This is a genomic window from Bacillus sp. RCC_6_1 (assembly GCF_041360755.1).
Taxonomy (GTDB): domain Bacteria; phylum Bacillota; class Bacilli; order Bacillales; family Bacillaceae_G; genus Bacillus_A; species Bacillus_A cereus.
Map to the genome: position 1 here is coordinate 407,154 of NZ_JBFUPV010000003.1, position 23,200 is coordinate 430,353.

The window sequence follows — 23,200 nt, forward strand, 5'->3', positions numbered from 1 at the left end:
AATTTTTCCATAAAAAAATAGAGTAAGGTGTGAACCTTACTCCATCTCTGCAAATACCATACGATCTTTTCCGTTAATATCGAAAACAACCTCAACATGAGCATGTGGAAAAGCTTGTTGTAACAATCTTTTTACATCCTCACCTTGTCCTACTCCAATTTCAAACGCCACAATCGCTTTCTTCTGCAACACATTCGGCAATTCTTCCATAAAACGGCGATAGAAATCTAATCCGTCTTCACCACCAACAAGTGCTCTCTTCGGCTCATGCTCTTTCACAACAGGAGAAAGACCACGCCAATCCTCTTCCGGTATATATGGAGGATTTGAAACAACAACATCTAGCTTTTGACCCGTTTTATGAAATGGTGACAATAAATCACCGTGATAGAACGTTACTTCTGCACCTAAAGCTTTTGCATTTTCTTTTGCAACTTCAATCGACTCTTGTGCAATATCTACTGTATACACATGAAGATTTTCATTTTCTAAAGCAAGCGTAATAGAAATCGCTCCACTACCTGTACCTATATCTGCTACATGTAGTTTCTCATCACCAAAATGGCGCTCGATTCTTTCTAATACTCCCACTATAAGCTCTTCTGTTTCCGGTCTTGGTATTAATACTTCTTCATTCACAAAGAAAGACCGTCCATAAAACATTTCATAACCAATCATATATTGAATAGGAATACCTTCTACATGCTTGTGGATAAACTCCGTAAAGCTTTTCTCTTGATCCTCAGTTATTTCTTCACGCATATTCATAAGTAATCCTGTTCTGTTCACCTTTAATACATGACAAAGGACAATTTCTCCCGCATTTTCATCTCGTCCATTTTTTTGTAAAAAAGAAGAAGCCCATTTCAGGGCTTCATAGACACGCATTACTCAGCTGCCTCCATCTTTTGAGCCTGATCTTCCATCACTAAGGCATTGATGAAATCGTCTAACTTACCTTGTAAGATTTGATCTAGCTTTTGAATCGTTAAACCGATTCGATGGTCTGTAACACGGTTTTGCGGGAAGTTATACGTACGAATACGCTCTGAACGATCTCCCGTACCAACAGCTTGTTTACGGTTTTGATCATACTCAGCTTGCGCTTCTTGTCTAAACTTATCATAAACACGTGCGCGTAATACTTTCATCGCTTTTTCTTTATTCTTGATCTGTGATTTCTCATCCTGACAAGATACAACTACACCAGTCGGTAAATGCGTTAAACGCACCGCTGACATCGTTGTATTAACGCTCTGTCCACCAGGTCCACTAGAAGCGAATGTATCAACACGAACATCTTTCTCATGAATATCAATTTCTACTTCTTCTGCCTCTGGTAATACAGCTACAGTTGCTGTAGATGTATGAATACGTCCACCAGATTCCGTTTCAGGAACACGTTGTACACGGTGAGCACCATTCTCGAATTTCAGCTTCGCGAAAGCACCTTTACCATTAATCATAAAGATAATCTCTTTATATCCACCTAACTCTGTATAGCTAGCCTCAATAATCTCCGTTTTCCAGCCCTGTACCTCAGCGTAACGGCTATACATACGGTATAAGTCACCAGCAAATAAAGCTGCCTCGTCTCCACCAGCAGCTCCACGAACCTCAACGATAACGTTCTTATCATCATTAGGGTCTTTTGGAACAAGTAAAATTTTCAGACGCTCTGATAATGTTTTATCTTGTGATTCTAACTCAGAAACTTCTTCTTTTACCATTTCACGCATTTCTGCGTCTAACTTATCTTCTAACATTGCTTTGGCATCTTTTAATTGCTCACGAACATCCTTATACTCACGATACACCTCTACCGTTTCCTGTATATCAGACTGTTCCTTTGAATATTCACGAAGCTTATTTGAATCACTAATAATCGCTGGATCACTTAACAATTCATTTAACTTCTCATAACGATTTTCTACAGCTTGCAAACGATCTAACACATCATTCACCTCTACATCCTAGTATCTAATACAAATAGTATATGGTACTTACTCAAAAAAACGCAAATTATATTTAAAAGTGGCGGTGGCTCTTTCAGCTCTGACCAGCTAAGGTTCTTTCGACCTAAAGGTGCTTTTTACCTTTTGGGCGAAAGGTTCTTAGATGCGAAGAGCTAGCCACCAGAACTAGATATATTTAAAAGCACAAGCGGCTCTTTCAGAATCGCAGGCCACTTTCAACTCTCGACCTTGAAGCGCTTTTTGCTTCAAGCGAGAGAGTGAAATCGCCGGAGATTCTAGCCGCTGAAGCTAGATAATATATTTAAAAGTGGCGGTGGCTCTTTCAGCTCTGATCAGCTAAGGTTCTTTCGACCTAAAGGTGCTTTTTACCTTTTGGGCGGAAGGTTCTTAGATGCGAAGAGCTAGCCACCAGAACTAGATATATTTAAAAGCGTAAGCGGATCACACCACTCATTCTCTCTATTTTGAAAAAAACCCGCCTTGCGCAGCGAGTTTTACTTATCTTTGTTTGCAGGTACTGCATGACAATGACGACAACGCGGTTCATACGATTCTGAAGCTCCAACTAAAATAATTGGATCATCAAATGCCGCTGGTTCTCCATCAATTAATCGTTGTGTACGACTTGCTGGAGATCCACATACAGAACATACTGCTTGTAGTTTTGTCACATGTTCAGCAATCGCCATCAGCTGAGGAACTTGTCCAAATGGTAGACCACGGAAATCTTGGTCTAAACCAGCTACAATGACACGATAGCCACGATTTGCCAATACTTGCACCACTTCCACAATGTCCCCATCAAAAAATTGCACCTCATCGATTGCAATAACATCCAGCTCTTCTGTAATATGTTCAAATATATCTTTTGAAGCTGAAACAGGAACTGCTTTTACCTTTAATCCGTTATGTGATACTACATCTTCTTCACTATATCGATTATCAATACATGGTTTAAATACAATTGCATGTTGTTTTGCAAATTGCGTACGGCGCACACGGCGGATTAGCTCTTCTGACTTGCCAGAAAACATACTACCGCAAATCACTTCAATCCAGCCATTTTGATTTATTAAGTACATGAAGCTCTCCTTTCATCTACTTTTCAGTTAAAAGTAGGGTAAAGGTATAATATTTTCGCAAAAAAAACAGACAAGCGAATACATACACTTGCCTGTTTTATGTTTTTATTACTTAAGACCGTATTTCTTATTGAAGCGGTCAACGCGTCCGTCTGCAGTAGCAAACTTCTGACGTCCAGTGTAGAATGGGTGAGAATCAGAACTGATCTCAACTTTTAGTAATGGATAAGTGTTACCATCTTCCCACTCAACAGTTTCGTTAGATCCTTTAGTAGATCCGCTTAAGAATTTGAAGCCTGTGTTTGTGTCCATGAATACAACTTTCTTGTAATCTGGGTGAATTCCTGCTTTCATTCTTTTCATCTCCTTCCGCCCTGAATCATTTTCGAAACAGAGTTTTTCATCTTCAGCTGCATACACAACTATATTGATGAAACACATATGATGAAATTATAACAAGGCTAACTTCATTTTGCAACTACCTGTTTTTGTCTTTTTAATTTTAAAAGCGCAAGCGGCTCGTTCAGAATGGGAGGGGGATGGAGCTTCTGACGTAGAGGCGCTTTTTGCCTCGTAGGAAGACGCGAAGCCACCGACCATTCTAGCCGCTGGAGCTGGATATTAAATTGAAAGTGGAGGTGGCTCGCTCAGCTCTGACCAGCTAAGGTTCTTTCGCCCTAAAGGTGCTTTTTACCTTTCGGGCGGAAGGTTCTTAGATGCGAAGAGCTAGCCACCGGAACTGGATATCATTTAAAAGCAGAAGCGGCTCGTTCAGAATCGCAGGGCATTGGAACTCTCGACCTTGAAGCGCTTTTTGCTTCGAGCGAGAGAGTGAAATGACCGGAGATTCTAGCCGCTGGAGCTGGATATTAACTTAAAAGTGTAGACGGCTCGTTTAGCTCTGACTGGCTAAGGTTCTCTCACTTATTTCTCTCTTTAATATCACCTAAACAGCATAAAAAACTCGCTTACTATAAAATAAGCGAGTCCTGATTTTTTCCCTTTACTTAGTTGTTACATACCTTTTTGAGTCTGCAACAATGTTTTGTAAAAACTCTTCATTTGTCTTCGTTTGACGAAGCTTACGTAAGAAACTTTCAACAAAGTCTGGTGTATCACGCATTGTTTTACGAATGCCCCATAACTTGTCTAAATGTTCTTTTGGAATTAATAGATCTTCTTTACGTGTACCAGAACGACGAATATCGATCGCCGGGAAGATACGACGTTCAGCTAATGAACGATCTAAGTGAAGTTCCATATTTCCAGTTCCTTTAAATTCCTCGTAAATAACATCGTCCATACGTGATCCTGTATCAACAAGGGCTGTTGCTAAAATTGTTAAGCTACCGCCTTCTTCAATATTACGCGCAGCTCCAAAGAAACGCTTCGGTCTATGGAAGGCAGCTGGATCGATACCACCTGATAATGTTCTACCACTTGGTGGAATAACGAGGTTGTAAGCTCGAGCTAAACGGGTAATACTATCCATTAAAATGATAACATCTTTCTTGTGCTCTACAAGACGCATCGCACGTTCTAACACAAGCTCAGCTACTTTAATATGATTTTCTGGCACTTCATCAAAAGTAGAACTTACAACATCTCCTTTAACAGAACGTTCAATGTCTGTTACTTCCTCTGGACGCTCATCAATTAAAAGTACAATCAATTCTGCTTCCGGATGATTTGTTGTAACACTATGCGCGATTTCTTTTAATAGACTTGTTTTACCAGCCTTTGGAGGCGCAACAATTAAACCACGTTGTCCAAATCCAACTGGTGCGATTAAATCCATGATGCGTGTCGGTAACTTTTTAGGTTCCGTTTCCAATTTCATTTGGCGATCTGGGTATAATGGTGTTAATGCAGGGAAATGCACACGCTCTTTTGCTGAATCTGGATCATCTCCGTTTACAGCTTCAACTTGTAATAACCCAAAATAGCGTTCATTTTCTTTCGGAGGTCGTACTTTACCAGAAACCTTATCTCCATTACGTAAATCGAAACGACGAATTTGCGAAGCTGAGATATAAATATCTTCTGAGCTTGGAGAATAGTTTATAGGACGTAGGAATCCAAATCCTTCTGATTGAATAATTTCTAATACGCCTTCCATGAAAAAGAAACCTTCTTTTTCTGCTCGAGCTTTCAAAATAGAAAAAATTAACTCTTTTTTCGTTAATTTGCTATAATACGAAATCTTAAATTCTTTCGCAAGCTCGTATAACTCTTTTAATTTCATGTTTTCTAATGCTGCAATTGACAAATTCATTCAGACACCACACTTTAACGTTATTCTCTTTTTTCATGGGTAAAGGGAAAAAATACGGAAGGCAAATAATTAATAATGAAAGGCAATAAGTTCAAGTAGGGTAATATTCACTATTGTAACCCTTTTATCTAGTTTTAATCAATACGTTGGAACACAAATACAAGAAGCGAAGACAAGAAAATTTGTCTTCGCTTCTTATTTAATTTAGTTCCAGCTCCGATAGTTAGAAAAGTCGACCATTTTAACCTTTCTGAGCGAGCCGCTTGCACTTTTTATTTAATCCAGCTTCAGCAGCTAGAATGGTCGGTGGCTTCACTTCTTCCTACGAGGCAAAAAGCGCCTCTACGTCAGAAGCTCCATCCCCCTCCCATTCTGAACGAGCTGCTTACGCTTTTTATTTAATAACCAAGTTTGGTTTTTTATTCAAGCTATGACGTCCATCCACGAAGCGAACTGTGCCTGATTTTGCGCGCATAACAAGGGATTGCGTTGTTCCTACGCTACCTTTAAATTGAACACCGCGTAATAGTTCTCCATCTGTTACGCCTGTTGCTGCAAAGATTGCATCGTCACCTTTTACTAAGTCCTCCATGCGAAGGATACGATTAATGTCTTCTATGCCCATTTTTTTACAACGTGCTAATTCAGCTTCGTTTTGTGGCAATAGTTTTCCGTGAATTTCTCCACCTAAACATTTTAAAGCAACTGCTGCTAATACACCTTCAGGTGCTCCACCAGATCCAAATAAAATATCTACACCTGTACGATCAAACGCTGTATTAATCGCTCCAGCTACATCTCCATCATTAATCAATTTAATGCGCGCACCAGCTTTACGAATTTCTTCGATAATTTCTTGATGACGTGGACGATTTAAAACTGTCGCTACAACATCTTCAATATCTTTATTTTTCGCTTTCGCAACTGCACGTAAGTTATCAATAATAGGCGCATCAATGTCGACCGCCCCAACTGCTTCTGGGCCAACCGCGATTTTATCCATGTACATGTCAGGGGCATGTAACAAATTACCGTGGTCTGCAATTGCAATAACAGCAAGAGCATTCCAGCCACCAGCTGCTACGATGTTTGTCCCTTCTAAAGGATCAACCGCAACGTCTACACGTGGTCCATATCCTGTACCTAATTTCTCTCCGATATATAGCATTGGTGCTTCATCCATCTCACCTTCACCAATTACAACTGTACCTTTCATCGGAATTGTATCAAATACATCACGCATAGCTGATGTTGCTGCACCGTCTGCCTCATCCTTTTTCCCGCGCCCCATCCAACGCGCTGATGATAAAGCTGCAGCCTCTGTTACACGTACTAACTCCATAGATAAACTTCTTTCCACGATAATCCCTCTCCTTTAAGTCTTTATATTTCTGCCGTATTTTGTGAATCGTGTTTTTCTATAAAGTGTACTTCCGCAAGTAGTGATGCTTCGCTTCCCCCTTGCGGAAGTATCACTTATGCGTTCTTCATTTCTTCAATTTCTTGCTTTGTCATTTGTTCTCGCCAAATGTTTGCTCCAAGCCCTTTAAGCTTGTCCACTATATTCTCATAACCTCGATCAATATGCTCAAGTCCTGTTACTTCTGTAATTCCATCTGCCATTAATCCTGCAATAACAAGTGCCGCTCCTGCTCGTAAATCACTCGCCTTCACTTTTGCACCTTGCAATAATACAGGACCAGTTACAATTGCCGAACGACCCTCTACTTTAATTTGAGCATTCATACGACGTAATTCATCAATGTGTTTGAAACGGGCACCGTAAATTGTATCTGTTACAACTCCCGTCCCGTGCGCCTTTGTTAAAAGCGTCGTAAACGGCTGTTGTAAATCCGTTGGAAAACCTGGATATACAAGCGTTTTGATATCAACTACTTTTAACTTTCTATTACCGTTCACCGTAATTTGATCATCGTTCGTTTCAACTTGAACACCAGCTTCTCTTAGCTTTGCAGTAACTGATTCTAAATGCTGAGGAATAACGTTATCAACCGTTACTTCTCCTCCTGATGCAGCTCCTAGAATCATATACGTACCAGCTTCAATACGATCTGGGATGATAGTATGGTGACAACCATGTAAAGAGTCAACACCATCTATTCGGATTACATCAGTACCAGCACCTTTAATACGTGCTCCCATGCTTGTTAACAATGTAGCTACATCAATGATCTCAGGCTCTTTCGCTGCATTTTCAATAACAGTTCTACCTTTTGCTCGTACAGCTGCTAGCATAATATTAATTGTAGCTCCTACACTAACAACATCTAAATAAATACGTGCCCCGCGTAGCTCATCTGCTCTTAAATAGATGGCACCTTGTTCATTCGTAACATGTGCACCTAGCGCTTCAAACCCTTTAATATGCTGATCAATCGGCCTCGGGCCTAAATGACATCCACCCGGAAGCCCAATAACAGCTTTTTTAAAACGGCCAAGCATTGCACCCATTAAATAATAAGAAGCGCGCAATTTTTTCACTTTTCCATTTGGCAAAGGCATTGCAACCATGTTAGAAGGATCGACTACCATTTCTTCCTCCTGTCCATAAGTTACTTTCCCTCCAATTTCCTCTAGTAAGTCTCCTAACATTTTCACGTCCGAAATATTAGGGACACCACCAATAGTTACTGGAGTATCTGCTAAAATTGTCGCTGGAATTAATGCAACGGCACTGTTCTTTGCACCACTTACTCGAATTGTTCCATTTAAAGCTCTTCCGCCTTCAATTAGCAATTTTTCCATATTGAGCTCCCTTCTTGTGAATGTATTTACTTTCTATCTTTTTATAGAAAGCTCCCCTTAAGAATCTCAATTACTCTTTCCATCCCAAAACTCAATAAATAGGAAACCATTATCTTCATTTCTCCTGTAGCACGAATAGATAAAGATCAACTATTCATCGAATGTACTTTATCAATTTAGATACGTTATCACATTTATTAATAGGACTATGCACATTATTTTCTATTTAAAGACAAAAATGATAAAATCTTTAGACTTGTTCACGCTTTCATTATACAACGAAAGGAAACCGTCTAAAAGACTAGACGGTTTCCAAAACGGAATTTTATTCTTACGCTTTACCGTTAGAACCGAATTCGCGAATTTTACCAATAACAGTTGCTTTGATAGCGTCGCGGCCAGGTCCGATAAATTTACGAGGATCGTAAACTTCTTGGTCTTTGTTTAATACTTCACGAACAGCTTTTGTAAACTCGATTTGGTTCTCAGTGTTTACGTTGATTTTTGAAGTACCTAAAGAGATAGCTTTTTCGATATCAGCAGTTGGGATACCAGTACCACCATGTAATACTAAAGGTACGCCAGTGAAGTCACGAACTTGTTCCATTTCAGCGAATCCTAAGTTAGGCTCACCTTTGTAAGGACCGTGTACAGAACCTAAAGCTGGAGCTAGGCAATCGATACCTGTTGCTTCAACAAGGTGCTTACACTCTGCTGGGTCAGCGTAAATTACGCCTTCAGCGATTACGTCGTCTTCTTGTCCGCCAACTGTTCCAAGCTCAGCTTCAACAGATACGTTACGAGCGTGTGCGTATTCTACTACTTGTTTAGTAGTTTCAACGTTTTCTTCGAATGGGTGGTGAGAAGCGTCGATCATTACAGATGTGAAACCTGCATCGATTGCTTCTTTACATTTTTCGAAGCTTGAACCATGATCAAGGTGAATCGCTACAGGAACAGTGATGTTCATTTCTTCGATTAAAGCTTTAACCATAGCTACAACTGTTTTGAAACCAGTCATATGACGAGCTGCACCCTCAGATACACCTAGGATTACAGGAGATTTTTCTTCTTCCGCAGCAGCTAAGATAGCTTGAGTCCACTCTAAGTTGTTCATGTTGAATTGACCAACTGCGTATTTTCCTTCTAGTGCTTTGTTTAGCATTTCTTTCATAGAAACTAAAGGCATGGTGAATCCTCCTAAAAAACGTTTTTTGTATCCGATAAGTTCTTATCGCTGGTAGTATGACCAGAATAAGGTAAAATATGTATATCTACATACCGGACTTTTTTCTACACTCAATAGGATAACAACTTGTACTCAAAAACTCAACCGTATTCACCTGCACAATAGTCCATGTAAACGCTTTTTTCCATATTTTTTATAAAAAATTCATTTTTACGCCTCTACAGCGAGCTCATTTCTCACAGCTTGACGAATTTCATCAATATCAAATGGTTTAGCAAAATGCATTAAAGCACCTAAATCTTTTGCTTCTTGGATCATATCAAGCTCTCCATAAGCAGTCATTAAAATTACTTTAATACTCTCATCAATTTCTTTTACATGCTTTAAAATCTCTATACCATCCATGCCTGGAATTTTCATATCTAACACTACTAAATCTGGATTATCTTTTTTCACGATATCTAAAGCTTGAAATCCATTTGCTGCTTGGAATGTCTGATAACCTTCTTTTTGGAACACTTCATGTAATAGCACACGAATCCCATATTGATCATCAACGATTAAAATTTTACCTTCCATAATTCCCAACCTTTCTGTGTAAGTACAAGATTTAAAGCTTCTTATATCTTAACGATTTATTTTCGCTATTCTTTGGCAAATTCCTTCCTATTCTTTCTTATTTTACCGTTTCCTATTTTGTTATGCTACCCTACGATTTCACCTTTCTAAAAAAATAAACTATAATGAAAGCCGGCAAACACGTACGAAGGGAGTAACATTATGTTAAAAATTTTTTCAACTCAATTAAGTGGTTATTTCTCCAGAGTTTCTCAAAAAGAAGAAATGAATATAGAAGATAGTGCTCGTTTACTTGCTCAAGCACTAGTTGGCGATGGTTTCATTTATTTACATGGTACAAATGAAATGGAAGGCGTTGTTGCCGAGGCACTATTCGGTGCTGAACCAATGAAGCAAGCAAAACGCTTATTTGAAAATGGTAAAGAAGCAGAAGTAACCTCTGCGGATCGTGTACTTCTTATTAGCCGTTTTTCAACAGATGAAGCGGTTGTAGAAATTGCAAAAAAACTACAAGAAGAGGGACACTCTATTGTCGGCATTTCTGCTCTTCAAGAAGGTACGGAATCACTCGAACGATATACAGACGTACATATTGATACAAAACTGTTAAAAGGTCTTATTCCAGACGATGAAGGTAATCGCTACGGATTCCCAAGTTTAATAGTAGCTTTATTTGCTTATCACGGAATCAAATTTACAATCGATGAAATGTTAAATGAATATTAAAAAAAAGCGCCTTATTTCAGGCGCTTTTTTTATTACTTGCTCTCTTTATTCGTAATAGAAGCTCTTACGAAGTCATGGAACAATGGTTGTGGACGGTTTGGACGAGAAACAAGTTCTGGGTGGAACTGTGCTGCCACGAACCAAGGGTGGTCTTTTAATTCAATGATTTCAACTAGACGGCCGTCTGGGCTTGTACCAGAGAATACAAATCCTTCTTTTTCCATATCAGGACGGAACTGGTTGTTGAACTCATAACGATGACGATGACGCTCATATACAACCGGCTCATTATAAGCATTGTAAGCATTTGTTTCTTCAGCAAGCTTACATGGGTATAGACCAAGACGAAGTGTACCACCTAGGTCCTCTACATCTTTTTGTTCTGGTAATAAGTCGATGATTGCATATGGTGTGTCAGGGTTGATTTCAGAAGAGTTAGCACCTTCTAAACCTAATACATTACGTGCGAATTCGATTGATGCAAGTTGCATACCTAAGCAAATTCCTAAGAATGGAACTTTGTTTTCACGAGCATATTGAATCGCAACGATTTTACCTTCTACACCACGATCGCCGAAGCCACCTGGTACAAGGATACCATCTGTATCGCCAACTAATTCTTTTACGTTTTCTGCTGTTACGTGCTCAGCATTTACCCATTTTACTTCTACATCTGTGTCGAATGAGTAACCAGCATGACGAAGTGCTTCTACAACAGAAATATAAGCATCTTGAAGTTCTACATATTTACCAACAAGAGCGATTTTTGTTTTCTTAGAAAGATTACGCACTTTGTTAACTAGCGCAGTCCACTCTGTCATATCTGCAGCTGGATTGTCTAATTTTAAGTGGTCACAAACGATTTGGTCCATGTTTTGTTCTTGAAGAGATAATGGAACCGCATATAAAGTATCTGCATCGCGAGCTTCGATAACTGCTTTTGTATCGATGTCACAGAATAATGCAAGCTTGTCTTTCATATCTTGAGAAACAGGCATTTCTGTACGAACAACGATAATGTTTGGTTGAATACCTAAGCTACGAAGTTCTTTAACACTATGTTGTGTTGGTTTTGTCTTCATTTCACCCGCTGCTTTTAAGTACGGGATTAACGTACAGTGAATGTACATTACATTGTCACGACCGATGTCGCTCTTAATTTGACGGATTGCTTCTAAGAATGGTAGAGACTCGATGTCACCAACAGTTCCACCGATTTCTGTAATAACAACATCCGCATTTGTTTCACGACCAGAACGATATACGCGTTCTTTAATTTCGTTAGTAATATGAGGAATAACTTGAACTGTTCCTCCTAAATATTCACCGCGACGCTCTTTTTGAAGAACTGAAGAGTAAATTTTACCTGTTGTTACGTTGCTGTATTTGTTTAAGTTAATGTCGATGAAACGCTCATAGTGACCAAGGTCTAAGTCAGTTTCTGCGCCATCATCTGTTACGAATACCTCACCGTGTTGGTATGGGCTCATAGTCCCTGGGTCTACGTTAATGTATGGATCAAACTTTTGAATCGTTACGTTTAAACCACGATTTTTTAAAAGTCTTCCAAGAGATGCTGCTGTAATACCTTTTCCTAAAGACGATACTACACCGCCTGTTACAAAAATATACTTAGTCATGAAAAAGCTCCCTTCTATTTTGCTGTTATATAATCACCGTTGCAAAGCGCAACGTATGTAGATAACACTGTATCCATCTTATTGTTAGACTCTTTTTATTTTCTAAACAAAAAACAAAAAAGAAAATTGCTCCCCTCATCACAAAAAGTAATAAGTAGGGAGCAATTTTCTTTTATATTTACACTTTAAAAGTATTATCGTCCTTTTTTAAAGAGCCCAAAAATGATTCTACATGGACGATAATGAAAAGTCAAGAACTACAGTTCTTCCTCTTCTTCTTCTTCAGTTTCATCATACTCAAGTTCTTCTTCAGCGAAGTCGTCGTCATCTTCGTCTAAATCATCAAGATCGTCGTCATCTCCGTCTTCTTCTTCAAGAACCTTGTCCAAATCTTCTACATCGTCTTCTTCTTCACTTACGTCTGCATCGTCGAAGTCATCTTCGTCTTCTTCAATGTAGTCGTCAAAACCGTCTTCTTCAACTTTACGTTTCTTCTTCGGTTTTGGTTGAGGCAAGATTTCTTCATCAATTTGCTCATATGGGTACCAGCTGCGTAGTCCCCAACGATTTTCTCCTAAATTAATGAAACGTCCATCGATGTTTAAGTCTGTATAAAATTGTGCGATTTTCGCATTAACTTGCTCTTGAGATAGTCCCAGCACTTGAGCGATTTCTTGAACCAACTCGTTGAATGTCGTTGCTTGTTTTTTATCCCCTAAAACGCTATGTACAACTTCAATCATTGAACATTCTTTTAGCTCTTCTGGTGAATATTGCTTAAAATCCACTTATGCGGCACTTCCTTTCATCAAATATAACCTTATATATAACGGCCTGCTTAAAAAAATCCATACTATTCATTATAAACAAAAGTCGCACAAATATGCTACAAAAAAAAACGGGAAACTTTTATAGGGTAGTAAAATTATAATTTGTCTGTTCCTTATTTCGGAAGCATATGGGCCCCTTGCAATACATACCTAATTTGCATTTCTGTATATTCTTCGAGCGTATACAGTTTTTGCAGCGCCCAGCGTCTAAATCCCCACATCTGTCCTTGTATAAAAATATTATGCGCAAGAAGCTGTATTTCTTTTTTATTTAATGTAAATGTTCCATTTTCCGTACACTGTTCTAAAATATTCTCGAACATTCCTACCATTTGAAACTCCTTTTCTAATACATACGGAAGTGATTCTTTCGGTAAAAAGCGTACCTCTTGATACATTATCAATACTTCTTCCTGTAATTCGTCCATCACTTTAAAGTAATTCGTTATTGCTATCTTTAAACTTTCTATACTCCCTTTTTCTGTACACACTACTTCCTCTAATCTTTCTTTTACATGTTCATATATACTATCACAAACTAAATATAAAACATCATCTTTGGTACGAATGTACTCATAAAGTGTCCCTATACTAAACCCAGCCGCTTTTGCAATCTCTCTCGTTGTTGTACGCGGAAATCCTTTTTGTTTAAACAGTTGCACCGCACCTTTAATCATTTGTTCACGTCTTAACGCAACTAATTTTTCATCTTTCACCGATGCATGCACATTATGTTTAACCATTCCCTTCACCTCTCTCTATTATTTTTTGGAAGGAAAAAGCGTAGGAAAATACCTACGCTTTCGTTCCTACTTCGTTAACATACGAGAAATTACAAGCCTCTGAATCTCTTGTGTTCCTTCATATATTTGTGTAATCTTTGCATCTCGCATATAACGCTCTACTGGATAATCTTTCGTATAACCGTAACCACCAAATACTTGCACCGCTTCAGTCGTCACCTTCATCGCTGTATCTCCTGCAAATACTTTTGACATCGCTGATTCTTTTCCATACGGAAGCCCTTCTGATTCAAGCCAAGCCGCTTGATATGTTAAAAGGCGTGCTGCTTCTACATCTGTTGCCATATCCGCAAGTTTAAAGCCAATCCCTTGCTGCGCCGCAATTGGTTTTCCAAACTGATGGCGCTCCCTTGCATATTCTACAGAAGCATCTAAAGCCCCTTGTGCAATACCAACCGCTTGCGCCGCAATACCGTTACGACCTCCATCTAATGTTTGCATCGCAACTTTAAACCCTTGCCCCTCTCCTCCAAGTAGATTCTCTACAGGAATACGGCAATCTTCAAACATAATTTCAGTCGTTGGTGAAGAGCGAATCCCTAGCTTGCTCTCCTTCTTCCCAACTGAAAATCCCGGTGTATCACTTTCTACAATAAATGCACTCGTACCGCGCTGCTTCGATTCAGGATCAGTTAGCGCAAAAACAACATAAATATCAGCAATACCGCCATTTGTAATGAAAATTTTTGATCCATTTAAAATATAATGATCGCCATCTCTCTTTGCGATTGTCTTCATTCCACCAGCATCCGATCCAGATCCTGGTTCCGTTAAGCCGTATGCACCAATTTTCTTCCCTTCAGCCATCGGCCGTAAAAACTTTTGCTTTTGCTCTTCCGTCCCAAATTTAAAAATTGGCCATCCCGCAAGTGAAGTATGCGCAGACAGTGTTACACCTGTTGAAGCACAAACGCGAGATAATTCTTCAATAGCGATTACGTATGCTAAGTAATCGCTTCCAATTCCACCGTACTCTTCAGGCCATGGAATACCAGTTAAACCAAGCTCTGCCATTTGATCAAATAACTCTCGATCAAATCGCTCTTCTTCATCACGCTCAGCTGCTGTTGGTGCCACTTCATTTTTAGCAAAATCTCGAACCATTTTTCTTATCATTTCATGTTCTTCTGATAGTTTAAAATGCATCTCCGTCTCCCCCTCGCCCTTTTATAAAGCACGGCTAATAACAAGTTTCTGTATTTCACTTGTTCCTTCATATATTTGCGTGATTTTCGCATCACGGAAAAATCGTTCTACTGGATAGTCTTTCGTATAACCGTAACCACCAAATACTTGCACCGCCTCAATCGCGACTTCAACCGCTGTCTTAGAAGCAAATAATTTCGCAATAGATGCTTCTTTACCGCATGGTAATCCTTGTGCCCTAAGAGATGCCGCTCTATATACGAGTAACCTTGCTGCCTCGACACTTGTTGCCATATCTGCAAGCTTGAAGCCAATCCCTTGCTGCGCCGCAATTGGTTTTCCGAATTGCTCACGTTCTTTCGCATAATCAATTGCACAGCCAAGCGCCGCTTCAGCAATTCCTAACGCCTGCGCACCGATTCCAATTCGCCCAACATCTAAATTCGCCATCGCCACTTTGAATCCTTGTCCTTCTTCCCCAAGTAAATTCTCAGCTGGCACTTTCATATCTTCAAAAGTAAGTTGTACTGTACGAGAACCGAGAAGTCCCATCTTATGTTCATCTTTTCCAATGATTAAACCAGGTGTATCTTTCTCTACTATAAATGCAGAAATACCACTTTTTCCTGCCTCTGGATTTGTAGAAGCGAATACAATGTATGTACTTGCTTCACCACCATTTGTAATAAACACTTTCGATCCATTAATAATATAATGATCACCTTTTTTCACAGCTCTTGATTTCAAACTCCCTGCATCTGATCCTGCATTTGGCTCTGTTAAAGCAAATGCACCTAAATATTCCCCGGTTGCAAGTTTAGAGACATATTTTTTCTTCTGTTCTTCTGTTCCAAAATATAAAATCGGATTCATTCCAACTGACGTATGTACAGCTAAAATTACACCAACTGTTGCACTTACCTTTGAGATTTCCTCAATTGCTAGAATGTAAGAAATAAAGTCCATTTCTGCCCCGCCGTATTTTGCAGGCGCTGGAATACCCATTAATCCAAGCTCACCCATCTTTTGCAAAATCTCTTTCGGGAACACCCCTTGTTCCATACTAGGAACAAAGGGAGCTATTTCCTTCTGTGCAAAATCCCGAACCATTTTCCTCATCATTTGCTGCTCTTCATTAAAACGAAAGTTCATATATTCCGCCTCCATTTGCTATATATCCTTTAAATAATTTGGTAAGACCACTATGTTGTAACAAAGGGGACATTTATTCGTAAACGTAGAATCCACGACCTGTTTTACGCCCTAACCATCCTGCATTCACATACTTACGTAATAATGGACATGGGCGATATTTACTATCTCCTAATCCTTCATGCAACACTTCCATAATGTATAAACACGTATCTAAACCGATAAAATCAGCGAGTGTCAAAGGCCCCATCGGATGGTTCATACCAAGCTTCATGACTTCATCAATTGCTTCTTTCGTCGCTACACCTTCATATAACGTATAAATTGCTTCGTTAATCATCGGTAGTAAAATGCGGTTTGATACAAAACCTGGGAAATCATTCACTTCAACTGGTACTTTCCCAATTTTTTTCGTAATATCTTCAATTGCTTCATATACCGCATCATCGGTAGCCAAACCACGAATAATCTCAACAAGCTTCATAACTGGGACTGGATTCATAAAGTGCATACCGATTACTTTTTCCGGACGCTTCGTTACCGCTGCAATTTCTGTAATTGGCAGAGATGACGTATTCGTCGCTAAAATTGCGTGTTCTGGAGCAATTTCATCTAGATTCGCAAAGATTTTCTTTTTAATATCCATTTTCTCAACAGCTGCTTCAATAATAAGATCCGCTTCTTTCACACAATCTAAATCAAGCGTTACTGTAAGACGATTTAATGTCGCTTCCTTCTCTTCTTCCTTCATGCGTCCTTTTTCTACTTGGCGCGCTAAGTTTTTCGTAATGATAGCCATTCCTCTATCTAATTGCTCTTGCTTTAAATCTTGTACCTTCACGTCATATCCTGCCATTGCACATACTTGTGCAATTCCTGATCCCATTTGCCCTGCACCAATTACAACAATGTTTTGTACACCCATTTTTTCTTCCCCCTTAATTGTTAATAAATTTTATACCCTCGAACTTTAATTAGTGAACTTCAATCATCACTGCGTCCCCTTGACCGCCACCGCTACAAATCGAAGCAATTCCAATTCCGCCGCCGCGCTGCTTAAGTGCATGGATTAGTGTAACGATAATGCGCGCTCCGCTTGCTCCAATTGGATGTCCCATCGCTACCGCGCCGCCATTTACATTCAATTTTTCCGGATCAATTCCTGCGATTTCTGTACTTGCAATTGCTACCGCTGCAAATGCTTCATTAATCTCGAATAAATCGATGTCTTCAATTTTCTTTCCTGTTTTTTCAAGCAATGCGTTAATTGCATAACCTGGCGTTCTTGGGAAATCTTTAGATTCCACTGCAATTGCTGTATGTGCCAAAATTGTCGCTAATGGCTTTCTTCCTTCTTGCTTCGCTCTGTCTTCGCTCATTAATACAAGTGCGGCACCACCATCATTTAGTCCCGGCGCATTACCAGCTGTCACCGTCGCTGTCTTATCAAATACAGGTTTTAACTTTGCTAACTTTTCAATCGTTGTATCTTCACGTGGCGCCTCATCCTTTGCAACGACAATAGGATCGCCTTTTCTTTGCGGAATCGTTACTGGCACGATTTCCTCTTCAAAACGCCCTTCTTTATGCGCTGAAACCGCACGCTGATGGCTACGATATGCCCATTCATCTTGCGCTTCGCGAGAAATTCCATCTTCCTTCGCAACTTCTCCGCCATAAACGCCCATGTGTGTACCTGAAAATGCGCATGTTAAACCGTCAGCAACGTTTAAATCAACAACTTCGTTATTGCCCATTCTGTATCCCCATCTTGCTCCGCGTAAAATGTAAGGACTGTTACTCATCGACTCCATACCGCCAGCTACAATTAGTGATTGATCGCCAGTACGAATAATCTGATCCGCCAACGTAACCGCACGAAGTCCTGATGCACAAACTTTATTCACTGTTTCCGTCTGCACTTCCCATGGGATTCCAGCAGCCCTCGCAGCTTGGCGCGATGGAATTTGCCCCTGTCCACCTTGAATAACCGTTCCAAATATAACTTCTTCAACATCACTAGCCTCAACATTTGCTCTTTCAAGCGCTGCTTTAATTGCAATTCCTCCAAGTTCCGTCGCTTTTACATCTTTTAAAGATCCTCCAAATTTTCCAACTGGTGTTCTTGCAGCACTTAAAATAACTGTTTTATTCATGTTTCTTTCCCCCATTTCATTTTTTAACACTGAGCGCTCGCTCGGTATCCCTACGTTGAGAAGAGGTGCAATCATTGCACCTCTTTCTAAAGTTGTATACATTCTTACAAACTACATCGCTTCTTTTTTCTGTCCGATAACAGATCGTTCTAAAATCTCTGTCACATCAAGAGTTTGAACCTTCTCTTCTACCTCTTTCGCTTTCGTTCCATCACTGATCATCGTTAAGCAATATGGACAACCTGTACCGATAATGGATGGCTGTACAGCTAATGCTTGTTCTGTACGAGCAACGTTAATACGTGAACCTGTTGTTTCTTCCATCCACATTAAGCCACCACCTGCGCCACAGCACATTCCCGTTTCACGGTTACGTGCCATTTCTACAAGATTCACTCCAGGAATCGCTTTCAAAATGTCACGTGGCGCTTCATACACTTCATTGTATCTTCCTAAATAACAGGAATCATGGTACGTAACTGTTTCTTCAATAGCGTGAACAGGCTTTAAGCGCCCTTCTTTCACCCACTGAGCTAACAATTCTGTATGATGATAGACTTCTGCTTGCAAGCCAAAGTCCGGATACTCATTTTTAAATGTGTTATAAGCATGAGGATCAATCGTAACGATTTTCTTCACTCCTGCCTTTTCAAATTCTTCGATATTCTTTGTCGCCATCTCTTGGAATACAAATTCATTTCCAAGGCGGCGTGGTGTATCTCCAGAATTCTTTTCTTTATTACCGAGAATTGCGAATGAAATGCCTGCTTCGTTCATTAACTTCGCAAACGATATCGCAATCTTCTGACTACGATTGTCGTATGATCCCATTGAACCAACCCAGAATAAATACTCGAATTCCTCCCCAGCTTTTGATTTTTCTTTTACAGTTGGAACTGTTACTTCGTCATCACCTTGGCGCCATGTTTCACGCTCTTTACGGTTCAGCCCCCACGGATTTCCTTGACGCTCGATATTTGTCATCGCGCGTTGTGCTTCCGCGTCCATTTTCCCTTCAGTCAAAACGAGATATCGACGTAAGTCAATAATTTTGTCAACATGCTCATTCATAACTGGGCATTGATCTTCACAGTTACGACACGTTGTACATGCCCAAATCTCTTCTTCTGTAATAACATCTCCGATTAAACTCGGATCGTAAGCGAGCGTTGTAGACGCTGATTCTTGTTGCCCTTTTCCAGCTGCCATCATCGCTAACTGATTTCCTTGTGTATTATTGAAGGCAACTACTGGAACCCAAGGTGCTTTTGATGTTACCGCAGCTCCTTTATCAGTTAAATGATCGCGAAGTTTTAAAATTAAGTCCATCGGTGATAACATTTTTCCTGTTCCTGTTGCCGGACACATATTTGTACAACGGCCACACTCTACACAAGCGTATAAGTCAATAAGTTGATTTTGTCTAAAGTCTTCAATTTTACCAACACCAAATGTTTCTTGCGTTTCATCTTCAAAATCAATCTTTTCAAGCTTCCCTGGGTTTGAAAGACGACCGAAGAATACATTAGCTGGTCCTGCAATTAAATGCGCATGTTTAGATTGTGGAACATACACTAAAAACGTTAACAAAATTAGTAAATGCACCCACCAAGAAAAATAGAACACTGAAATGGCTACGGTTTCATTTATCCCGCTAAAAACGTAAGCGATTGCAGAAGCAATTGGTTCACTCCATGAAAGCTCCTCGCCATGCCATATAAGTCCCATACCGTTACCAAGTAGCACAGAAATCATTAAACCACCGATAAAAATAAGAACAAGACCTGATTTGAAGTTACGTTTTAAACGAACAAGCTTTTCTACATAACGTCTATGAAAAGCCCAAAATACTGCAATTAAAATAACAAGTGTGACAATTTCCTGGAAGAATGTAAATGCAGGGTATAGTGGTCCAAGTGGAAGATGTGATCCTGGTGCGAGTCCTTTCCAAACGAAGTCAATTGCTCCAAATTGGACAAGAATAAACCCGTAAAAGAACATAACGTGAATGATGCCGCTTTTCTTATCTTTCAGCAGCTTTTTCTGACCGAAAACATTGACCTTAAGGAGATCCCAACGCTCTTTAAAACGACGGTCAAACTCAATTTTTTTTCCTAATTGTATGTAGGCCATTCTCGTCCGTATAAGATATACAAACAAATATCCTGCATAAGCAATAACAGCAATGGCAGCCAGCCAATTAATAATCAGTAAGCTATTCATTTTTATGCTACCCCTCTCTTTGTAAGCCCTCTTTCTTTTTGAATCTTCAAAAATATATAATTTTCTGAATTATATTCCCTATCCCCATTATATAATGAGTGAGCATTCAGTCAACAGTTTTTTGTTATAGAACAACACATTTTTTCATAAAGCTGTTTATTTCGGTGAAACTATAAAGTGAAACTTTAATCAGTAGGGGCGGTTGTTCCCCGCTGATTATTAGTTGAACCAATCGGGCTTTTACGGGCAGTTGATTTCCAAACTAACTTCTACTTATCCAACAGTTTTTGAGGTGGGAAGCTTACTGCCCGTTAAAGCGGGATAAAGTGAAACTTTAATCAGTGCAACATACTATCCTCTAATGAAATTTATAATAACAGCCGTACTACCCATATCATTTGTAACACACTGAAGGTGAAAAGAATGCAAAGGAGGGAATTCACTGATGCTCTACTTATCTCTTTTGTTAATATCCGTTGCTCTTTGGATTACAATTGACCTTTCATACGGGCGACTTCTTCATTTAAAACGAGTAAGCTCTCGCACTTTCCCTTTACGTCAAAGTGATTTTCACCTTTATACATACGGGAAAGATTTATATGACGCTTTATTTACTGATATAAAACAAGCACAGCATCACATTCATATTTTATTCTTCATTGTAAAAAATGATAAAATCAGTCGTGAATTTTTAAAATTGCTGATTGATAAGGCTCAGGAAGGAATTGAAGTACGACTTTTACTTGATCGATTTGGCAGCCATTCTTTATCAAACGAAGCTATTCGCTCCCTGCAAAAACATGGTATATCTTTTTCATTTTGTCATAAGGTAAAATTTCCTCTGCCTTTCTTTTCTGCTAATCAGAGAAATCATAGAAAAATTACAGTGATTGATGGGAAAACCGGCTATATCGGGGGATTTAATATTGGCGAAGAGTATCTAGGGCATAATGAACACTTAGGATTATGGCGAGACTATCATTTACGTCTTACAGGAGAAGGGGTTCAAGATTTACAAAAGCAATTTTTGCATGATTGGTTTGATGATACGAAACAGAATTTATTGGATGCTTCTCTTTATTTTCCAAAACAACAACCAGGTACCATCCTGCATCAATTTATTCCGACTGATGGTGCTTATTTACAGCATACTTTTTTACATTTAATTAACGCGGCAAAAAAAGAAATCTGTATCGGTACACCATATTTCATTCCTGGAAAAAAAATTATGAATGCCTTATTAAAAGCAAGAGAAAGAGGGGTTCAAATCACAATTCTTGTTCCAGAAAAAGCTGATCACCCTCTCGTTCGGGAAGCAAAATTCCCGTACTGCCGAAAATTAATACAGGCTGGTTGCAATATTTATGCATTTCAACAAGGGTTTTTTCACGCCAAAATTATTATAGTGGACGATGATATTTGTGATATCGGAACGGCAAACTTTGATATGAGAAGTTTATATATTAATCATGAAATAAACTGCCTGTTATATAATAAACATTTCATTCAAACAGTAAAAAATAAATTCCATGAAGATCTAGAGAATGCATCCGTACTTTCCTATAGCGATGTAAACCCGCCTTCTCTTATCGATAGAGGAAAGGAATGGATTGGAACAATGTTTGCTTTCTTTTTATAGGAAAGACAATGAATAAAAGAGGTGTATCTCATATGATTATACGGTTTGGATATGTCTCACATGCAATGGCACTCTGGGACTGTTCTCCTGCCAAAACAATGACGTTTACAAGCTTTAAGAAACTTAGCAAGCAAGAACGAGAAGACAAACTGTACCATGTTATAAAGCAAAATTTAGAGCACACAATACGTATCCTTCATTACAATATAGCGCATGAAATCCCACTATATCGCCTATCGTCTTCCATCGTCCCACTTGCAACACATCCCGAAGTCGAGTTTGACTATATTGGGGTATTCACACCACTTTGGCGTAAAATAGGGGCTTTAATTAAAGAACACAATTTACGAATAAGTTTTCATCCAAATCAATTTACGCTATTTACAAGCGACAAGCCACATATTACTACTAACGCTATTACGGATATGACTTATCATTATAAAATATTGGATGCTATAGGCATTGCAGATTCTTCTTACATTAATATTCATGTAGGTGGAGCCTATGGAAATAAAGAAAAGGCGATTGAGCGCTTCCATGAAAACATAAAAAAACTTCCTACACATATAAAAAAACAAATGACTCTTGAAAATGATGATAAAACCTATACAACCGCTGAAACTTTATCCATTTGCCAAAAAGAAAATATTCCATTTGTATTTGATTATCATCATCATATGGCCAATCTTTGCGAGGAACCACTAGAAGAGTTGCTTCCTGCAATTTTTGAAACTTGGTCACATACAAATATCTCTCCTAAAGTTCACATTTCCTCCCCGAGATCGGAAAAAGAATTTAGGGCTCATGCTGAATATATCGATTTAGAGTTTATTAAGCCTTTCTTACACATTGCAAAAAAACACAATCATAATTTCGATATTATGATTGAAAGTAAACAAAAAGACTTAGCACTATTCCAATTAATAGATGAACTTTCTGCTATAAGAGGAATTAAAAGAATAAGTGGTGCAATGTTACAGTGGTAAATTGTAACTTTGCACCATTTTTTCAAAAAAGT

Annotated in this window: 20 protein-coding genes; 3 read left to right on the forward strand and 17 right to left on the reverse strand. The window is 39.1% G+C overall.

All coding sequences use genetic code 11. The features are described 5' to 3' along the window. Window positions 1-36: 36 nt before the first annotated feature. From prmC to spo0F, 9 genes are all read right to left on the reverse strand, one after another. Window positions 37-888, reverse strand: a complete 852-nt coding sequence (prmC, locus tag AB6801_RS14160) for a peptide chain release factor N(5)-glutamine methyltransferase (RefSeq protein ID WP_097999216.1) — start codon at window positions 886-888, stop codon at window positions 37-39. Continuing rightward, entirely contained in the window at window positions 888-1,955 is a 1,068-nt protein-coding gene (gene prfA, locus AB6801_RS14165) for a peptide chain release factor 1 (protein ID WP_000887064.1), read from the reverse strand. The genes prmC and prfA overlap by 1 nt, the downstream gene beginning before the upstream one ends. Window positions 1,956-2,470: 515 nt before the next feature. Next, entirely contained in the window at window positions 2,471-3,058 is a 588-nt protein-coding gene (locus AB6801_RS14170) for a thymidine kinase (protein WP_000280859.1), read from the reverse strand. A 108-nt stretch (window positions 3,059-3,166) separates the two neighbouring features. Next, on the reverse strand, window positions 3,167-3,412 hold the full coding sequence (locus AB6801_RS14175; protein ID WP_000643433.1) for a type B 50S ribosomal protein L31: 246 nt from the start codon (window positions 3,410-3,412) through the stop codon (window positions 3,167-3,169). A gap of 649 nt (window positions 3,413-4,061) precedes the next feature. Then, window positions 4,062-5,333 carry a transcription termination factor Rho gene (gene rho, locus AB6801_RS14180; RefSeq protein ID WP_001053903.1) on the reverse strand — a complete coding sequence of 424 codons (1,272 nt, stop codon included), beginning with the start codon at window positions 5,331-5,333 and terminating at the stop codon, window positions 4,062-4,064. A 394-nt stretch (window positions 5,334-5,727) separates the two neighbouring features. Next, entirely contained in the window at window positions 5,728-6,693 is a 966-nt protein-coding gene (glpX, locus tag AB6801_RS14185; RefSeq protein ID WP_000442340.1) for a class II fructose-bisphosphatase, read from the reverse strand. A gap of 116 nt (window positions 6,694-6,809) precedes the next feature. Next, window positions 6,810-8,099 (reverse strand): UDP-N-acetylglucosamine 1-carboxyvinyltransferase, encoded by a 1,290-nt coding sequence (gene murA, locus AB6801_RS14190; protein WP_000413254.1) that lies wholly within the window; start codon window positions 8,097-8,099, stop codon window positions 6,810-6,812. A 331-nt stretch (window positions 8,100-8,430) separates the two neighbouring features. Beyond that, window positions 8,431-9,288, reverse strand: a complete 858-nt coding sequence (locus tag AB6801_RS14195) for a class II fructose-bisphosphate aldolase (protein ID WP_001131855.1) — start codon at window positions 9,286-9,288, stop codon at window positions 8,431-8,433. A gap of 210 nt (window positions 9,289-9,498) precedes the next feature. Continuing rightward, the gene (spo0F, locus tag AB6801_RS14200; protein WP_000398594.1) at window positions 9,499-9,867 is read right to left on the reverse strand and encodes a sporulation initiation phosphotransferase Spo0F; all 369 of its coding nucleotides are present in this window, start codon (window positions 9,865-9,867) and stop codon (window positions 9,499-9,501) included. 201 nt (window positions 9,868-10,068) lie between these two features. Between spo0F and AB6801_RS14205 the strand changes: the two genes are divergently transcribed. After that, window positions 10,069-10,593 carry a DUF2529 domain-containing protein gene (locus AB6801_RS14205; RefSeq protein ID WP_000912402.1) on the forward strand — a complete coding sequence of 175 codons (525 nt, stop codon included), beginning with the start codon at window positions 10,069-10,071 and terminating at the stop codon, window positions 10,591-10,593. A gap of 32 nt (window positions 10,594-10,625) precedes the next feature. Here the strand turns inward: AB6801_RS14205 and pyrG are convergent, their stop codons facing one another. From pyrG to AB6801_RS14245, 8 genes are all read right to left on the reverse strand, one after another. Then, window positions 10,626-12,233 carry a CTP synthase gene (gene pyrG, locus AB6801_RS14210; RefSeq protein WP_000170460.1) on the reverse strand — a complete coding sequence of 536 codons (1,608 nt, stop codon included), beginning with the start codon at window positions 12,231-12,233 and terminating at the stop codon, window positions 10,626-10,628. A 257-nt stretch (window positions 12,234-12,490) separates the two neighbouring features. Continuing rightward, window positions 12,491-13,021 carry a DNA-directed RNA polymerase subunit delta gene (rpoE, locus tag AB6801_RS14215; protein ID WP_097797092.1) on the reverse strand — a complete coding sequence of 177 codons (531 nt, stop codon included), beginning with the start codon at window positions 13,019-13,021 and terminating at the stop codon, window positions 12,491-12,493. A 155-nt stretch (window positions 13,022-13,176) separates the two neighbouring features. Beyond that, entirely contained in the window at window positions 13,177-13,806 is a 630-nt protein-coding gene (locus AB6801_RS14220; RefSeq protein WP_000238599.1) for a TetR/AcrR family transcriptional regulator, read from the reverse strand. 66 nt (window positions 13,807-13,872) lie between these two features. Further along, window positions 13,873-15,012, reverse strand: a complete 1,140-nt coding sequence (gene acdA, locus AB6801_RS14225) for an acyl-CoA dehydrogenase AcdA (protein ID WP_050822179.1) — start codon at window positions 15,010-15,012, stop codon at window positions 13,873-13,875. Window positions 15,013-15,033: 21 nt separating this feature from the next. After that, entirely contained in the window at window positions 15,034-16,164 is a 1,131-nt protein-coding gene (locus tag AB6801_RS14230) for an acyl-CoA dehydrogenase (protein WP_001011179.1), read from the reverse strand. A 73-nt stretch (window positions 16,165-16,237) separates the two neighbouring features. Beyond that, complete coding sequence (locus tag AB6801_RS14235) at window positions 16,238-17,089, reverse strand: 3-hydroxybutyryl-CoA dehydrogenase (RefSeq protein ID WP_000538880.1); 852 nt, start codon at window positions 17,087-17,089, stop codon at window positions 16,238-16,240. A 49-nt stretch (window positions 17,090-17,138) separates the two neighbouring features. Continuing rightward, window positions 17,139-18,422: an acetyl-CoA C-acetyltransferase gene (locus tag AB6801_RS14240; RefSeq protein WP_100240226.1), complete on the reverse strand. Its 1,284-nt coding sequence runs from the start codon at window positions 18,420-18,422 to the stop codon at window positions 17,139-17,141. 9 nt (window positions 18,423-18,431) lie between these two features. Then, complete coding sequence (locus AB6801_RS14245; protein ID WP_001086776.1) at window positions 18,432-20,543, reverse strand: (Fe-S)-binding protein; 2,112 nt, start codon at window positions 20,541-20,543, stop codon at window positions 18,432-18,434. Between the two features lie 445 nt (window positions 20,544-20,988). On the opposite strand from AB6801_RS14245, the gene cls reads away from it, so the two are divergent. Beyond that, on the forward strand, window positions 20,989-22,182 hold the full coding sequence (gene cls, locus AB6801_RS14250) for a cardiolipin synthase (protein WP_097863087.1): 1,194 nt from the start codon (window positions 20,989-20,991) through the stop codon (window positions 22,180-22,182). Between the two features lie 32 nt (window positions 22,183-22,214). Next, a complete protein-coding gene (uvsE, locus tag AB6801_RS14255) occupies window positions 22,215-23,168 on the forward strand; it encodes a UV DNA damage repair endonuclease UvsE (RefSeq protein ID WP_002101584.1) in 954 nt (317 codons plus the stop codon). Window positions 23,169-23,200: the final 32 nt, after the last annotated feature.

Bases quoted from the DNA above. Each gene is read 5' to 3' on its own strand.
- pyrG (WP_000170460.1), bottom strand. From the start codon at position 12,233: ATGACTAAGTATATTTTTGTAACAGGCGGTGTAGTATCGTCTTTAGGA.
- AB6801_RS14235 (WP_000538880.1), bottom strand. From the start codon at position 17,089: ATGGGTGTACAAAACATTGTTGTAATTGGTGCAGGGCAAATGGGATCA.
- rho (WP_001053903.1), bottom strand. From the start codon at position 5,333: ATGAATTTGTCAATTGCAGCATTAGAAAACATGAAATTAAAAGAGTTA.
- AB6801_RS14220 (WP_000238599.1), bottom strand. From the start codon at position 13,806: ATGGTTAAACATAATGTGCATGCATCGGTGAAAGATGAAAAATTAGTT.
- AB6801_RS14195 (WP_001131855.1), bottom strand. From the start codon at position 9,288: ATGCCTTTAGTTTCTATGAAAGAAATGCTAAACAAAGCACTAGAAGGA.
- AB6801_RS14175 (WP_000643433.1), bottom strand. From the start codon at position 3,412: ATGAAAGCAGGAATTCACCCAGATTACAAGAAAGTTGTATTCATGGAC.
- AB6801_RS14170 (WP_000280859.1), bottom strand. From the start codon at position 3,058: ATGTACTTAATAAATCAAAATGGCTGGATTGAAGTGATTTGCGGTAGT.
- spo0F (WP_000398594.1), bottom strand. From the start codon at position 9,867: ATGGAAGGTAAAATTTTAATCGTTGATGATCAATATGGGATTCGTGTG.
- AB6801_RS14245 (WP_001086776.1), bottom strand. From the start codon at position 20,543: ATGAATAGCTTACTGATTATTAATTGGCTGGCTGCCATTGCTGTTATT.
- murA (WP_000413254.1), bottom strand. From the start codon at position 8,099: ATGGAAAAATTGCTAATTGAAGGCGGAAGAGCTTTAAATGGAACAATT.
- AB6801_RS14230 (WP_001011179.1), bottom strand. From the start codon at position 16,164: ATGAACTTTCGTTTTAATGAAGAGCAGCAAATGATGAGGAAAATGGTT.
- AB6801_RS14240 (WP_100240226.1), bottom strand. From the start codon at position 18,422: ATGTATACAACTTTAGAAAGAGGTGCAATGATTGCACCTCTTCTCAAC.
- AB6801_RS14205 (WP_000912402.1), top strand. From the start codon at position 10,069: ATGTTAAAAATTTTTTCAACTCAATTAAGTGGTTATTTCTCCAGAGTT.
- acdA (WP_050822179.1), bottom strand. From the start codon at position 15,012: ATGCATTTTAAACTATCAGAAGAACATGAAATGATAAGAAAAATGGTT.
- uvsE (WP_002101584.1), top strand. From the start codon at position 22,215: ATGATTATACGGTTTGGATATGTCTCACATGCAATGGCACTCTGGGAC.
- prmC (WP_097999216.1), bottom strand. From the start codon at position 888: ATGCGTGTCTATGAAGCCCTGAAATGGGCTTCTTCTTTTTTACAAAAA.
- cls (WP_097863087.1), top strand. From the start codon at position 20,989: ATGCTCTACTTATCTCTTTTGTTAATATCCGTTGCTCTTTGGATTACA.